A 14,726-nucleotide genomic window follows, 5' to 3' on the forward strand; every position below is an offset into this window, starting at 1 on the left:
ACAACAATGGATATTATCTTAAAAAAAGACGTAGAAAATTTAGGTCTTGAATTCGACACAGTGAGCGTAAAGCCAGGATATGCAAGAAACTTCCTTTTACCTCAAGGTTTCGCTCTTTTAGCTACTCCTAAAAACAAAGCTGCTTTGGAAGCAACTTTGGAATCTAGAAAGGAAGAAGAAGCTAAATTGATCGCTACTGCAAACGGTATCGTAGATCAGTTGAAGAAAACTTCTGTTACTATTCCTGCAAAAGTAGGTACTGGTGACAAATTATTCGGATCTATCAATAATGCAGATCTTGCTGCTGCTCTTGCTAAGGCAGGTGTACAGGTAGACAAGAAATACATCAAAATTCCTGGAAATACAATCAAAAGAACTGGTAAAGTTACTGCAAACGTAAGATTACACAGAAACGTTGAGTACAACTTCGAATTTGATATCGTTTCTGATGCTCCGGTAGAAGCTCCTAAACCAGCTGCTCCTAAAGCTAAAGTTGTAGAAGAAACTCCTTCTGAAGAAGCTTAATACTTACAGAGATTTTCTCAAATAAAAAAACCACTTCGAAAGAGGTGGTTTTTTTATGGTATATTGGCATGGTTTTTCAGCAAATATCATCAATATCAAATCTTTTCCAAATGAATTATCAAAATATACTCTCCTCCCAAAGAGACTTCTTCAAAACTCAAAAAACCAAAAATTTAAAATTCAGAAAATTGAATCTGGAAAAGCTGAAAAAGCTAATTCTTGAAAATGAAGAACTTTTTTACGAAGCTATATCAAAAGATTTCGGCAAATCAAAATTTGAAACTTACGTCACCGAAATTTCATTTGTTTTGAAAGACATTGATTATTACTTAAAAAAACTGAATTCTTTATCAAAACCAAAAAAAGTACGAACCAATCTTGCCAATCAGTTTGGGACAAGTAAAATCTATTCTGATCCTCTGGGATGTGTTTTAGTTATAGGAGCCTGGAACTACCCTTATCAGCTCTCACTCTCCCCTCTTATCGCCGCTATGGCTGCAGGAAACTGTTGTATTTTAAAACCTAGTGAAGTTGCCGAAAATACAATGAAATTAATGGCTGAAATGATTAATAAAAATTTTGATTCAAACTACATACACGTATTTGAAGGCGGAATTGATGAAACCACAGAAATTTTAAAATTAAAATTCGACAAAATATTCTTTACCGGAAGCACAAAAGTGGGCAAAATAGTCTACAAAGCAGCCGCAGAAAATCTCACACCGGTCACACTGGAATTGGGCGGAAAATCGCCTGCAATCGTCACTGAAAATGCAGAAATAGATGTCGCCGCAAAAAGAATCGTCTGGGGAAAATTCATCAATGCCGGTCAAACCTGTGTGGCTCCGGATTACATTTTGGTACATGAAAAAATTCAGAGTCAATTGCTGGAAAAACTTAAATTTTATATTGAAAAATTTAGATATGAAAATAATTCAGAGCAGTACACAAGAATTATTAATCAGAAAAATTTTGAAAGATTAGTAAAAGTTATTGATAGAGATAAAATCTATTCGGGAGGGATTTTTGAGGAGGAAAACTTATTTATTGAGCCTACAGTTCTGGAAAATGTAAGCTGGAATGACGGGATAATGCAGGATGAGATTTTTGGACCAATTTTGCCGGTTCTCAGCTTCAATGATTTTAATATTACGCTCAATGAGATTTTACAGCACGAAAAACCTTTAGCCGCATATCTTTTTTCAAATAATTCAGAAGAAAAAGAGGGCTTTACAAACACACTCTCCTTTGGCGGAGGTTGTATAAACGATGTAATGATGCATCTGGGCAACGAAAATCTTCCTTTCGGAGGCGTAGGAAATTCGGGAATGGGAAGTTACCACGGTAAATTTGGTTTTGACACATTTTCGCATCAAAAAGCAGTTCTCGACAGAGCAACCTGGGGCGAGCCCAACTTTAAATACCCACCATACAGCGAATCAGCGATGAAATGGATAAAAAAACTGCTGTGAAAAAACCGGAAAATAATTCCGGTTTTAAATTTATGATTTAGGCTTCCAGCTGTTAAAAAAAGTTTTTACTTTTTCCAATCCGTAGCCTTTCCCGTCTTCCAAAACAGCACTGTCCTGCGTGTGAATCTGTTTTCCGTTTTGGTCCAAAACAATAAATACAGGATAGCCCAATTTATCTCCCGGATTGCCATATTTTGCAAAAATCTTTTCATTCTTATTATCCGGAGACCAGTTCAGATGATAGTAAAGATAATTATCATCGATTAATTTCTTGAGTTCCGGCGTGGTCTGTACATACTGATTAAATCTCAGACACCAGATGCACCAGTTTCCGCCAGCTTGTATCATAATATTTTTCTTCTCTTTTTTAGCTTTTGCAATCAGGTTTTGAATATCCTTTTCAGCATCTGCTTTCGCATCATAAGGTTTCGGAAGTTTTGCTTTTTCTTCAGCAGCAGCTTTCTTTTTAGCCTCCTGATCCAGCTCTTTATTATCCGTTTTTACGAGTAAAGATTTGTCTTTTTCAGCTTCAGCTGTCTTTATCTCTTTCTGTGCAAATAAAAGGTTTCCTGTTAAAAGAAGACCAAATGCACCCATAATTTTTACTGTTCTCTTCATTGTATACTAGATTGAAAAACCTAATCAAAGTTAAATAATTATGTTAATATTTAGACATTAAATTTTAAAAAGAGTATAAAAACAGATCAGACTGTCAATTTTTAAGCCTGCAAAATAACATATTGCTTTTATTAATTCTTACCTTTGCATACCTTATGAATTTTTTAATCAAAATACTTTATTTGATTTCCAGACTGCCGCTCAGAATTCTTTATGTTTTCTCTGATCTTATGTTTTGGCTTAATGCTTCCTTCATCGGCTACCGTAACAAAGTAATTACCGAAAATCTTGTGAAATCTTTTCCGGAGAAATCTCCTCAGGAAATTGCCGAAATAAGAACAAAATTTTACCGGAATTTTTTCGACTATCTTGCAGAAACAGTAAAATCTTTCACCATGTCCCGAACAGAAGGCAGAGTGAGAATGCAGCACATCAATCAACATCACTTTCATGATGCCAAGGCAGAAGGAAAAAATATTATTCTGATGGCAGGCCATGTTTTCAACTGGGAGTGGATGAACGCTTTGGCGAAAGTAGTTCCGCAAAAACACAGTCATCCTGTTTACCGGAAAGTGAACAGCAATTTCTGGGAAAATGAGATGAAGAAAATCAGAAACAAATTCGGCAATGAAGCGATTGAGGCTAAAGAAGTAATCATGAGGATTTTCAGAACGCCCAACGACGGTGATTCTATTTTTCTGTTTGTAGCAGACCAGACTCCGCACGTTGCCCACGTAAATTACGGGCTGGAATTTCTGAACCAGCGTACTCCCGCATTTATAGGATACGACAAACTGGCTACCAGACTTGATATGGCAGTAATTTACTGCGAAATGAAGAAGGTGAAGCGAGGATATTATCAGATTAACTATCACAGAATTTTGCCTGATGGTGAAAAGTTTGTGGAAAATGAAGTGGTAAGAAAATTTCATAAACATCTTGAAAACACCATCAAAAAACATCCAGACAATTATCTGTGGTCTCACAGAAAATGGAAATACCAGTCGGCTATTAAAAATTTTGATTCAGAGAAAGCTTATTTATGAAGTCGAAAATTGCAGTAGTTATTCTCAACTGGAACGGAAAGTCTTGGCTTGAAAAATTCCTGCCATCTGTTCTCAAATTTTCACAAACAGCAGATGTTTTTGTGATCGATAATCATTCTGATGATGATTCTGTATCTTATTTAAAAAATAATTTCCCAGCCGTACAGACTGTAATAAACAACAAAAATTATGGTTTTGCAGGCGGTTACAACGAAGGTCTGAAACATATTGATGCAGAATTTTACTGTCTGCTGAACTCAGATGTGGAAGTAACAGAAAACTGGATTGAACCGGTTTTGGAAGTCTTTGAAAAAGACGCCGGAATCGCAGCTGTGCAGCCAAAAATACTGTCTTACAATAATAGAAAATATTTTGAATTTGCAGGCGCCGGTGGCGGTTTGATAGACAATTTGGGTTATCCTTACTGCCGGGGAAGAATTTTTGATGATGTGGAAAAAGATAACGGACAGTACGATGGTGAATCAGAGATTTTCTGGGCTTCAGGCTGCTGCCTCTTTATCCGGTCTGCTGATTTTTGGGCACAGAATGGTTTTGATGAAAGATTTTTTGCCCATCAGGAAGAGATTGATCTCTGCTGGAGATTGATTAATTCAGGAAAAACCATATTTTATACCGGAAAATCTAAAGTTTATCACGTAGGAGGCGGAACGCTAAATAAGCAAAGCACAAAAAAGACGTTTCTGAATATGAGAAACAATCTTTCCATGCTCGCCAAGAATTTACCTTTTCAAAACTTATTATGGGTGATATTTCTGCGATTGTGTTTAGACGGAATTGCATCATTCTACTTCGCCTACAAAAACGGAATTTCCCATTTCGGAGCCGTACTGAAAGGACATTTTGGATTTTATGCACAGCTTCCCGAAAGCCTGAAAAGAAGACAGAACTTTCAGAAATCCGATTATTATCAGACCAAATGGTTAATTTTTAAACATTTTTTAAAATAATGAATCTCGTTTTTGATACGTATTATTTTGACGGTGATAAAGCCAATACCATTTGTTTAGCTTTTGAAAACTGGTATGCAGAAACTGCGGATTTTGAATTTTCTGAGGTTAAAAATGGAGTTTCAGAATACATACCGGGTGAATTCTATAAAAGAGAACTGCCGTGTATTCTGAGCCTTTTAGATACAGTAAAAACTCAGATTAATGATATTTCGTGTATTGTGATTGACGGTTTTGTATATCTTGATGATGAATATAAAGCGGGTTTGGGAAAGCGTTTATTTTACAGTTTAAAAGAAAAAATTCCTGTAATCGGCGTTGCTAAAACCAATTTTGCTACCGTTGAAAAGCTGAAGATGGAATTATTCCGAGGTGAAAGCAAAACTCCTCTGTACATCTCGAGTGTAGGAATTGAAATAGAAACAGCCTTCGGTTTAATCAAAAAAATGCACGGAAATTACAGAATTCCTACTCTCCTGAAAAAAGTTGACACGCTGACGAGGGAATTTTAGATTTGAGATTTGGGATTCGGATTCGTATTCGGGGTTTGACTTTCGTGGCTTGAGATTTTGGGTTAAGAAGTGTTGATGTGTGAATTTTAAACATTAAAACTTAAATCTAAACCTAAAAAACCAAAACCATAAATCACAACATAAAACTTAGATAAAAAGATGGATTTTTGCGCGATTGATTTTGAAACTGCCACATTTGAGCGTAATTCTGCCTGTGAAGTTGGTATTTGTGTGGTGCAGAACTCCGAAATAATTGAAACGAAAACCTGGCTTATCAAACCACCCAGTTTTCCTTACTTTTCGCCGCGAAATATTGATGTACACGGGATTTTACCGGATGATGTGAAAGATTCACCTACCTTCGATGAAATCTGGTATGAAATGGAAGAAATGATGTACGGAACGATGATGATTGCCCATAATGCAGCTTTCGATGCGGGAGTTTTGAGAAGTTGTCTGAACCATTACGGAATTTTTACTCCGAAAATAAATTATCTCTGCAGTATTCAGATTGCAAAAAAATCCTGGAATTATCTTCCAAAATATGGCTTAAAACATCTTGCTGAACATCACAATCTCAGTTTTAACCACCACAGAGCCGGAGATGATGCAGAAGTTTGTGCAAAAGTTTCACTTTTGGCTTTTGAAAAGTTATTTATTACAAGCAACGATGAAATGGCTGATGTAATGAAGGCTAAAATAAAAAAGCTTTAAAGTTCTTAATTGCTCAGAATTTCAGACATGAGATTAAATTTGGGAATATCAATTTCAAAATTATCCTCGTTAAACAGATTTTTTACAAGGTATTTGCCACTCATATTACCCAAGCCAGATCTCAGCATTACATTGGAAAAATAGGTGAAAGTTTCACCAGACTGCAACTCTGGGGTAAGACCGATAATCCCATCTCCCACCACTTCTGTAAAACCAAACCCAACATCGAAGATCAACCACTTTCTTTTCATAATCTTTACCGGAAAATCACTGCAGTTTTCAATAACGATATTGTATTTAAAAACGTGTCTGTTTTCTGATGGATAAGAGTTTTTACTATCGTACTCCGGGACGACAGAAACTTTTATATTGGAAGTAATTTTTGAAAACATCGCAGTAAATTTAATTTTTAAAATACAAAAACCCCGCCTTTTTTTGAGACAGGGTTTTTAAGTTTTATTTAAATTGAGATTTAGTTAAAGCCCAAGACCTTTTCTTTCGTCTCCACCCAATAGAATTTCAACCGGATTGTCTATACCTTCTTTTACCGCAACAAGGAATCCTACAGACTCTTTACCGTCGATAATTCTGTGGTCATAAGACATTGCAACGTACATCATTGGTCTGATAACCACCTGCCCGTCCACCGCAACCGGTCTCTGGATAATGTTGTGCATTCCAAGTATTGCAGATTGAGGAGGGTTGATAATAGGTGTAGATAACATTGATCCGAAAGTACCACCGTTTGTAATCGTGAAAGTACCGCCAGTCATTTCGTCAACTGTAATTTTACCGTCTCTTACTTTGATTGCCAGATCCTTAATATTTGCTTCAACACTGCTGAAAGACATATTTTCTGCATTTCTCAACACAGGAACCATCAAACCTTTCGGCCCTGAAACTGCAATTGAAATATCACAGAAATCATAGTTGATTTTATAATCTCCGTCGATAGATGCATTTACATCAGGATACATTTGTAATGCTCTTGTCACTGCTTTCGTGAAGAAAGACATGAAACCAAGTCCAACCCCGTGTTTTTGAGCAAATTCTTCTTTATATTGTTTTCTTAATCTGAAAATTTCAGACATATCCACCTCGTTAAAAGTGGTCAGCATCGCAGTTTCGTTCTTCACAGAAACCAATCTCTGAGCGATTTTTCTTCTTAAAACTGAGAGTTTGGTTGTTGTAGTAGATCTTGCACCTGTAGCAGAAAGAGAAGTTCCGCCCATTGCTGGTTTAGCAGCTAATTCAGCGTCAGTTTTAGAAATTCTTCCGTCTCTTCCAGAACCTGAAACCTGAGAAGCTTCAATTCCTTTTTCGTCAAGAATCTTCTTCGCAGCTGGAGATGGCGAACCTGTAGCATAAGATTGGGTAGCAGCCGCAGCTGGCTTGGCAGCTTCCTGCTTTGGCGCTTCTGTTTTTGCAGGCTCAGCAGCTTTAGGAGCTTCTTCCTGTTTTGGCGCTTCCGCACCTGGTGCAGCACCACCCGCAGGTTTTGCAGCGTCTCTATCAATTAAACAAACAACCTGGCCTACCTGCACTACATCACCCTCTTCTGCTTTCAAAGTGATGACACCACTTTCTTCCGCCGGTAATTCTAATGTTGCCTTGTCTGAATCTACTTCAGCGATTGGTTGATCTTTTTCTACGTAATCACCATCTTTTACAAGCCAAGTTGCAATTTCAACTTCTGTAATTGATTCTCCCGGTGAAGGAACTTTCATTTCTAAAATTGACATATCGTATTTTTTATTTTTTTAATTGATATTAAGTTTTTTTAGACTAAAAGAATAAAGACTTCAGATACGAGACTAAACTTTTCTTTTTATATCTGATTTTTATCCTTTAATCTCTTATTTCTGTTGTTAAGCTGTAACAGGTCTTTTAGCCGGAGCATCATCTCTGTCGAAAACTCTGTTGATTACAGCATTTTGGTTTTTCTCAAACATTTTATGACTTCCCGGAGCCGGCGCACCACTCTGAACCGGTGATACTACCTGAATTCCCGTATCTCTGAAGTTTCTTAAGATGTATGACCATGCACCCATATTTTCAGGTTCTTCCTGAGCCCAAACCAGAGAAGTTCTGTTTGAATATTTAGCAAATACAGCTTCGATTGCATCAGTCTGAAGCGGATACAACTGTTCGAATCTTACCAAAGCAACATTTGCACAGTTTAATTCTTCTTTTTTAGCCAATAATTCGAAGTATAATTTACCTGAACACAATACTAATTTTTCAATTTTTGCAGGGTCTGCAGTAGGATCATCTAAAATTGGCTGGAATCCTTTGTTTGAGAAATCTTCAAGCGGAGAAACCACTTTTGGATGTCTTAGCAATGATTTTGGACTCATTACAATTAACGGCTTTCTGAATGCCCACTTCAACTGTCTTCTCAACAGGTGGAAGTAGTTGGCCGGGGAAGTTATATTCGCCACAACCATATTTTCGTTTGCACAAAGTGTCAGGAATCTTTCCAGTCTTGCTGAAGAGTGCTCAGCACCCTGACCTTCTGAACCATGTGGCAACAACATTACCAAACCATCCTGAATCTTCCATTTTTCTTCTGCTGCAGCCAAATACTGGTCAACAATAATCTGAGCTCCGTTCACGAAATCTCCGAACTGCGCTTCCCAAATTGTTAAAGTATTAGGAGACGCCATCGCATAACCGTAATCAAATCCTAAAACTCCGTACTCAGAAAGATGAGAGTTAAAAACATCAAATCTGCTGTCTGAAACTTCTTTTAAAGGAACATATTCTTCTTCAGTATCTTCAGTTTTTACTACGGCGTGTCTGTGAGAGAATGTACCTCTTTCCACATCTTCACCGGAAATTCTTACGTTGTGACCTTCCACAAGAAGCGTAGCATAAGCCAGCCATTCACCTAGAGCCCAATCTAAACTGTTAGCTTCGATAGCCTTCAGTCTGTTTTCGAAAAGCCTTGTAATTTTATTTAAAAACTTCTTATCAGCCGGAAGAGTTGACATTTTTACCGCCAGTTCTTTCAGTTTTTCAAGATCGTATTTTGTATCAACAGATTCCTGAACAGCGCCTCTTTTCGCAATCGGGAAATCGGTCCAGTCGTCTGCCATGAAGATATCCATTACGTTTTTCTCGATTTCTTTGGAAGCATCAAAATCTTTATCAAGAAGAGCTTTGAATTCTGTTTCCATTTTTGCAATAAGATCGTTGGAAACTACGTTTTCTTTCAGTAAAAGATCTTTGTAAATTTCTCTTGGATTCTGATGCTTAGAAATCAATTTATACAAATTAGGCTGCGTAAATCTCGGTTCATCACCTTCATTATGCCCATATTTTCTGTAACCTAAAAGATCAATATAAACGTCTTTACCAAATTTGGCTCTGAAATCAGCTGCAAAATGAATGGCATGAACCACAGCTTCTGCATCGTCTGCATTCACGTGCATTACAGGAGATTCGGTTACTTTTGCAACATCTGTACAGTATGTAGAAGACCTTGCATCCAGATAGTTTGTGGTAAATGAAACCTGATTATTCACAACGATATGAACTGTTCCACCCGTTCTGTATCCTTCCAAAGTCATCATCTGAGCAACTTCGTAAGCGATACCCTGCCCAGCCAAAGCACCATCACCGTGAATAATGATTGGTAAAACTTTAGAATAGTCTTTGTATTTATCATCCACTTTTGCACGGCAGATACCTTCTACCAAAGCGGCAACCGTTTCAAGGTGAGACGGGTTTGGAGTTAAATTGATAGAAACTTCTTCGCCAGAAGCTGTTTTGATTTTTTTAGATGAACCTAAGTGATATTTTACGTCACCTGAAAACACATCTTCTTCAAATTCTTTCCCTTCAAATTCTGAGAAAATCTGTTTGTAAGACTTCCCGAAAATATTTGTTAAAACGTTCAGTCTTCCTCTGTGAGCCATCCCTAGAACAACCTCATCAACACCCAGCTGAGAAGATCTTGAGATCAACTGATCCAAGGCAGGAATTAAAGTTTCACCACCCTCAAGAGAGAATCTTTTCTGACCTACAAATTTCGTGTGAAGATAATTTTCAAAAGCTACAGCCTGATTTAATTTCAGTAAAATCTCAGTTTTCTCGTTGGCATTAAGAACAGGATGGTTTTCGTTTACCTGAATCCACTGCTTGATAAAATCCTTCTCTTTTACATTATTGATGTGCATATACTCTACCCCGATAGAATCACAGTATATGTTTTCAAGATGTGTAATGATTTCCTGAAGTGAAGCAGGACCTTTCATCCCTGTTTCTACTGCACAGTTGAATTTTGTATTTAAATCTGACTTTTCAAGACCGAAATTTTCGATGTCCAAAGTTGGAGAATGATGTCTTCTTTCACGTACAGGATTTGTTTTTGTGAAAAGGTGACCTCTCGTTCTGTACGCCTCAATAAGATTTACCACTTTAAATTCCTTTTTAATATGCTCCGGAACTTCTCCGTTAGAAGCGGCCTGCGAAATCTGCTGAACTGCAGGTGCAGCATTTACAACATTTTTGATTTGCTGAATATCTTCTTCGTCTGAATAATTCTCTAAAGCAAAATCAAAGCCCTGAAAAAAAGCTTTCCATGATGGTTCTAGAGAGTCCGGAAATTTAAGGTATTGTTGGTATAAATCCTCAATTAACTGAGAATGAGCTGCGTTTAGGAATGAAAATCTGTCCATTATTACAGTATATCTGTTATTAAAATTTATGTTGCTAATTAATCTTCAAATTTAACAAAAAAATGTGAGGTAAAATGTTAGAAAAACCTTAAAAAATGAAAAGAAGAATATGATTTTTGACATTTTATTTAAAAACTGACAAAGAAATCTTCACATTTACGTTCTGATTCTCAACAGGTGGTTCTATGAACATGTGAGAGACATCGCCATATCTCAATTCGTCTTTTTTGGCTTTCTGAACCAGCTGCTGAACAGCTTTCACCGAACCTTCAAAACTTCCCCTGTAGTAAATAATGTATTTCTCGGCACCGTTCAACGTTCTGAAGCTGAAATTATTATCTGTTACACCTTCTTTTTTGCTCAAAGGAATCCCCACGTAGTAAGAAATTTCTTTATCTTTGAAATTATCCGGATCTGCAATCATCATCGGAAATCCAAATTCGTCGTCTTTTTTTCCCAGATCAATCGTCACAAAATTGTAAACTTTATTATAGTTCATAGCCAGATTTCTGTACAGCGCGTTTTTTTTGTTGGAAGCACTTACATTAATTCCTAAAAGCATTTGGCTTTCGTCTTTTTCCACCATAATGCTGTCGTATTTTATTGCGGCAAGCTGATTATCTTTTTCTACTTTATTACCGAGAACATTATTAAGATTCACCATACTTTTATTGATGTTTTCGGTGAAACGGTCTTCGGTCCAGAAGTTTTTTACACGCGTCCACACGGGAAGTTTCGGAGTATGAACCATCCATTTGATGTGCGTTTGATTTTCTGAAACTTTTTTAAATTTAACTTCAATAATCGTCGGATTTTCATTGTCACCCTCAAAAAGCTGATACCTTAAACCCTTATTCTGACTGGCAAAACGAACAAACATTTCACCGTTATTTTCTGTAACGGGATCGGTGTAACTGATTGCACTTCCTTCCCCGGAGTACGGCGAATAATAATCAATTTTGATGGTTTTCGAATTTGAAAAATAGTTGTTCCATCGGGTGAAACTCTGAAGATTATCAAACTGCGAATACACCTTTTCCAAAGGATATTCAACCTTTCTTTCGATGGTAAAATCTTTGTTTTCATCTACAAAAAAGTACATAGAAGCGGCATAGGCTCCCAATAAAAGTAAAATAATAACCGCTAAAAATTTCAGTAAACGCATATCGCAAAAATAGCATAATTAAAAAGAGTGACCAATATGCTGATCACTCTGTTTTTTTTGTTGGGTGAGGAATGTTGGGTGATGGATGAAGGATGGTGGGTGATGGATTTTAAATTGCAGTTAAATCAGATTGTGAAAAATAACCATAAACTTTCTGAATCACTCATTACCAATTACTCATTACTCAATTTTTCACCACTCATTCCTACCCGATGTGCGTTCCGGAGTGAATCACAGCTCCTTTTTTCACAACTACAATACCGTCCTGAACAGCGTGTGTGCCATAATCACCGTCGGGAATGTGTTTACCTCCGATAATTCTCACGTTATCACCAATATAGCAGTTTTTATCGATAATTGTTCTTTCAATGTAACAGTATTTTCCGATTCCCATATTTGGATATCCGTTTTTATCATTTTCAACGATTTCTGCTGTATTCTGATAGAAATCTGACCCCATCACATAGGAATTTACGATGGTACTTCCTTTATCTATTCTTGTACGGTTTCCGATCAGAGAATTTTCTATTTTATCTGCCATGATGATGCATCCGTCACCAAAAACTGCTTTGCTGACGTATGAACCATTAATTTTAGATGGTGGAAGCATTCTTGCTCTTGTAAAAATAGGTGATGTAGAAAACAGATTAAATTGAGGGAAATCCTGACACAGATCTAAATTGGCCTCGTAGAAAGACTCGATAGTTCCGATGTCCGTCCAGTATCCCTCATACTGATAACTTAAAGTGGTGTATTTACCAATCGCGTTTGGAATAATATCTTTTCCGAAATCATCTCCTGCGCCGTCTTCAAACATTTTTTTTAGCATTGATTTGGTGAAAATATAAATTCCCATCGATGCTAAATATTCTTTTCCTTTCTGTTTATTTTCGTCAGAAACTTCAGACTGTAATCCGTTCAGCATATCGTAGCCTGGCTTTTCAACGAAGGAGGTAATATTTCCCTCATCATCAGAACTTAAAATTCCGAAACCTGTAGCATCTTTAGCATTCACCGGAATCGTAGCAATGGTTACATCACCACCCTTTTCGATATGAAAATCCAGCATTTCCTGAAAATCCATCTGATAAAGCTGATCTCCTGAAAGAATAAGGATATATTCGTAATCATATTTTTCAAGATGTTTCATAGACTGCCTCACCGCATCAGCAGTTCCCTGATACCAGTTTTCGTTTTCCACATTCTGTTCAGCAGCCAGAATATCCACAAAACCTTTGCTGAAAATATCAAAATGGAAAGAATTTTTAATGTGAGAGTTAAGTGATGCCGAATTAAACTGAGTAAGAACAAGAATTTTGTTCATCCCCGAGTTCAGACAGTTTGAAATAGGAATATCTACCAATCTGTACTTTCCTGCGATAGGAACTGCAGGCTTTGATCTGGTATACGTAAGCGGAAACAGTCTTGTTCCTCTGCCACCACCCAAAACAATCGAAATAACATTTTGATTCATAAATTAGTTGCGGTTTTTCACCTTTTGGTTTGTTTATATTATATTTATTTCTCTCAATAAGGATATTAAAACTTTCTGTCTTCCGTAAGAAAATCTCGAAATTAATACTGCTCTCTAAAATACTAATTTTTATACAGACTGATGTATTTTTCTGAAGATTTTTCCCAGGCAAAATCAAAACTCATATTGGCTTTTACCAGACTCTGCATCACATCTTTTTTGTAATACATACTCACCGCTCTGTTAATCGCATGAAGAATATCATCAACTCCAGGATAGGTGAAATTAATTCCTGCACCGCCCGTTGAAATATCTTTTACGGTATCCCGCAAACCACCTGTATAACTTACGACCGGTATTGTTCCGTAACGCATGGCATACATCTGATTAAGACCGCACGGCTCTACTCTGGAAGGCATCAACAAAAAATCTGCCGAAGCATAGATTTTATGCGAAAGATATTCTTTGTACCCAAGATCCAGCGCGAAATTGCTGAAAGAATAGCTAAGTTCCGAAAGTCTGTCTTCAAGATATCTGTTTCCCGAACCTAAAATGATAATGTTGAGACCACCATAGTTTTGCTGAATACTCTTCCACACCGTATCCGGTAAAAGATCTGCCCCTTTCTCTGTTGCAAATCTTCCGATAAACCCAAATAACGGTAAATCTGGATTGAGACCATATTCTTTACAGAGTTTTTCTTTGCTCAGTTTTTTCTTTTTAAACACGTCTTTTTTGGTGAAATTATAGTCAAGCATGGGGTCTGTAGCAGGATTCCACACTTCTGTATCAATTCCGTTGATGATGCCGTGGGCTTTGTAGTATTCGTCTCTAACGAGACTTTCAAGACCCTTAAAACTCTCAAAAAGCTCCTGAAGATAACCTTCTGACACTGTAGTGAAAGCGTTTGCACATTTAATCATGCAGGCTAAAGGATTGATCATGCCGTCCCAGTCTAACAGCCCCCATTTGTACTGGTCAAAAGCAGGAAAATAATTGGCCATTCCCCAGCTCATCCAGCCCTGATATTCTCCGTTGTGAATCGTGGCAATTGTTTTTACCCCTTTTAAAAACCCGAATTCCGGACAGTTTTCTATCATAAAAGGAACGAGCCCTGTGTGATAATCGTGACAGTGAAGCACATCCGGACGAATCTGCATCGCAGTTAACCAATGCAGCAAACCGTGTTGAAAAGCCAGAAACTGGAAGCTTTCATCCTGATAACCATAAGGATTATCGCGATCTAAAAGTCCGGGAATTCTTACCATAAAAAGTTCAAATTCCAAAACATTTGTTCTTTCCTTTAAAACCTGAACCTGCAGCATATTCCCACCCTGATGAATCCATCCGTCAAAAACGGTTTCAAAATCGTGATCGTAAACAAAGGGCTTGTTGTAAAAGGGCATAACCACTTTGGCACTGATGCCTTTAATTTTGTTCTGATATTTAGGCAGTGCACCAACGACATCGGCAAGACCGCCTACCTTTGCGACTGGGTAACATTCTGTACTGAGGTGATATATATTCATATTGATTCTAAGTCTGATTTA

Annotated in this window: 13 protein-coding genes; 6 read left to right on the forward strand and 7 right to left on the reverse strand. The window is 37.2% G+C overall.

Annotated features, from left to right (window positions below; translation table 11 throughout):
- The first annotated feature begins 6 nt into the window (after positions 1–6).
- Together rplI and ASG31_RS10025 are read left to right on the forward strand one after the other, a co-directional pair.
- Entirely contained in the window at positions 7–525 is a 519-nt protein-coding gene (rplI, locus tag ASG31_RS10020; protein WP_056031602.1) for a 50S ribosomal protein L9, read from the forward strand.
- 68 nt (positions 526–593) lie between these two features.
- On the forward strand, positions 594–1,997 hold the full coding sequence (locus tag ASG31_RS10025) for an aldehyde dehydrogenase (RefSeq protein ID WP_082504534.1): 1,404 nt from the start codon (positions 594–596) through the stop codon (positions 1,995–1,997).
- A gap of 30 nt (positions 1,998–2,027) precedes the next feature.
- Here ASG31_RS10025 and ASG31_RS10030 read toward each other — a convergent pair whose 3' ends face one another.
- The gene (locus ASG31_RS10030; RefSeq protein ID WP_082504535.1) at positions 2,028–2,615 is read right to left on the reverse strand and encodes a thioredoxin family protein; all 588 of its coding nucleotides are present in this window, start codon (positions 2,613–2,615) and stop codon (positions 2,028–2,030) included.
- Positions 2,616–2,770: 155 nt separating this feature from the next.
- Between ASG31_RS10030 and ASG31_RS10035 the strand changes: the two genes are divergently transcribed.
- From ASG31_RS10035 to ASG31_RS10050, 4 genes are all read left to right on the forward strand, one after another.
- Positions 2,771–3,661, forward strand: a complete 891-nt coding sequence (locus tag ASG31_RS10035) for a lysophospholipid acyltransferase family protein (RefSeq protein WP_056031608.1) — start codon at positions 2,771–2,773, stop codon at positions 3,659–3,661.
- Positions 3,658–4,629: a glycosyltransferase family 2 protein gene (locus ASG31_RS10040; protein WP_056031611.1), complete on the forward strand. Its 972-nt coding sequence runs from the start codon at positions 3,658–3,660 to the stop codon at positions 4,627–4,629. Before ASG31_RS10035 ends, ASG31_RS10040 begins: the two co-directional genes overlap by 4 nt.
- Positions 4,629–5,141, forward strand: coding sequence for an endonuclease V (locus ASG31_RS10045; RefSeq protein WP_056031615.1), 513 nt, complete (start codon positions 4,629–4,631; stop codon positions 5,139–5,141). The genes ASG31_RS10040 and ASG31_RS10045 overlap by 1 nt, the downstream gene beginning before the upstream one ends.
- A gap of 159 nt (positions 5,142–5,300) precedes the next feature.
- Complete coding sequence (locus ASG31_RS10050; RefSeq protein WP_056031617.1) at positions 5,301–5,855, forward strand: 3'-5' exonuclease; 555 nt, start codon at positions 5,301–5,303, stop codon at positions 5,853–5,855.
- Positions 5,856–5,860: 5 nt separating this feature from the next.
- Here the strand turns inward: ASG31_RS10050 and apaG are convergent, their stop codons facing one another.
- From apaG to ASG31_RS10080, 6 genes are all read right to left on the reverse strand, one after another.
- A complete protein-coding gene (apaG, locus tag ASG31_RS10055) occupies positions 5,861–6,247 on the reverse strand; it encodes a Co2+/Mg2+ efflux protein ApaG (RefSeq protein WP_056031620.1) in 387 nt (128 codons plus the stop codon).
- An 84-nt stretch (positions 6,248–6,331) separates the two neighbouring features.
- Positions 6,332–7,597, reverse strand: coding sequence for a 2-oxoglutarate dehydrogenase complex dihydrolipoyllysine-residue succinyltransferase (odhB, locus tag ASG31_RS10060; protein WP_056031623.1), 1,266 nt, complete (start codon positions 7,595–7,597; stop codon positions 6,332–6,334).
- A gap of 126 nt (positions 7,598–7,723) precedes the next feature.
- Positions 7,724–10,537 (reverse strand): 2-oxoglutarate dehydrogenase E1 component, encoded by a 2,814-nt coding sequence (locus ASG31_RS10065; RefSeq protein ID WP_056031626.1) that lies wholly within the window; start codon positions 10,535–10,537, stop codon positions 7,724–7,726.
- Positions 10,538–10,661: 124 nt separating this feature from the next.
- A complete protein-coding gene (locus tag ASG31_RS10070; RefSeq protein WP_056031628.1) occupies positions 10,662–11,702 on the reverse strand; it encodes a hypothetical protein in 1,041 nt (346 codons plus the stop codon).
- Positions 11,703–11,907: 205 nt separating this feature from the next.
- A complete protein-coding gene (locus ASG31_RS10075) occupies positions 11,908–13,176 on the reverse strand; it encodes a glucose-1-phosphate adenylyltransferase (RefSeq protein ID WP_056031631.1) in 1,269 nt (422 codons plus the stop codon).
- Positions 13,177–13,298: 122 nt separating this feature from the next.
- Entirely contained in the window at positions 13,299–14,705 is a 1,407-nt protein-coding gene (locus ASG31_RS10080) for a glycogen synthase (RefSeq protein ID WP_056031634.1), read from the reverse strand.
- Positions 14,706–14,726 lie beyond the last annotated feature (21 nt).

The organism is Chryseobacterium sp. Leaf404, assembly GCF_001424145.1.
Taxonomy (GTDB): domain Bacteria; phylum Bacteroidota; class Bacteroidia; order Flavobacteriales; family Weeksellaceae; genus Chryseobacterium.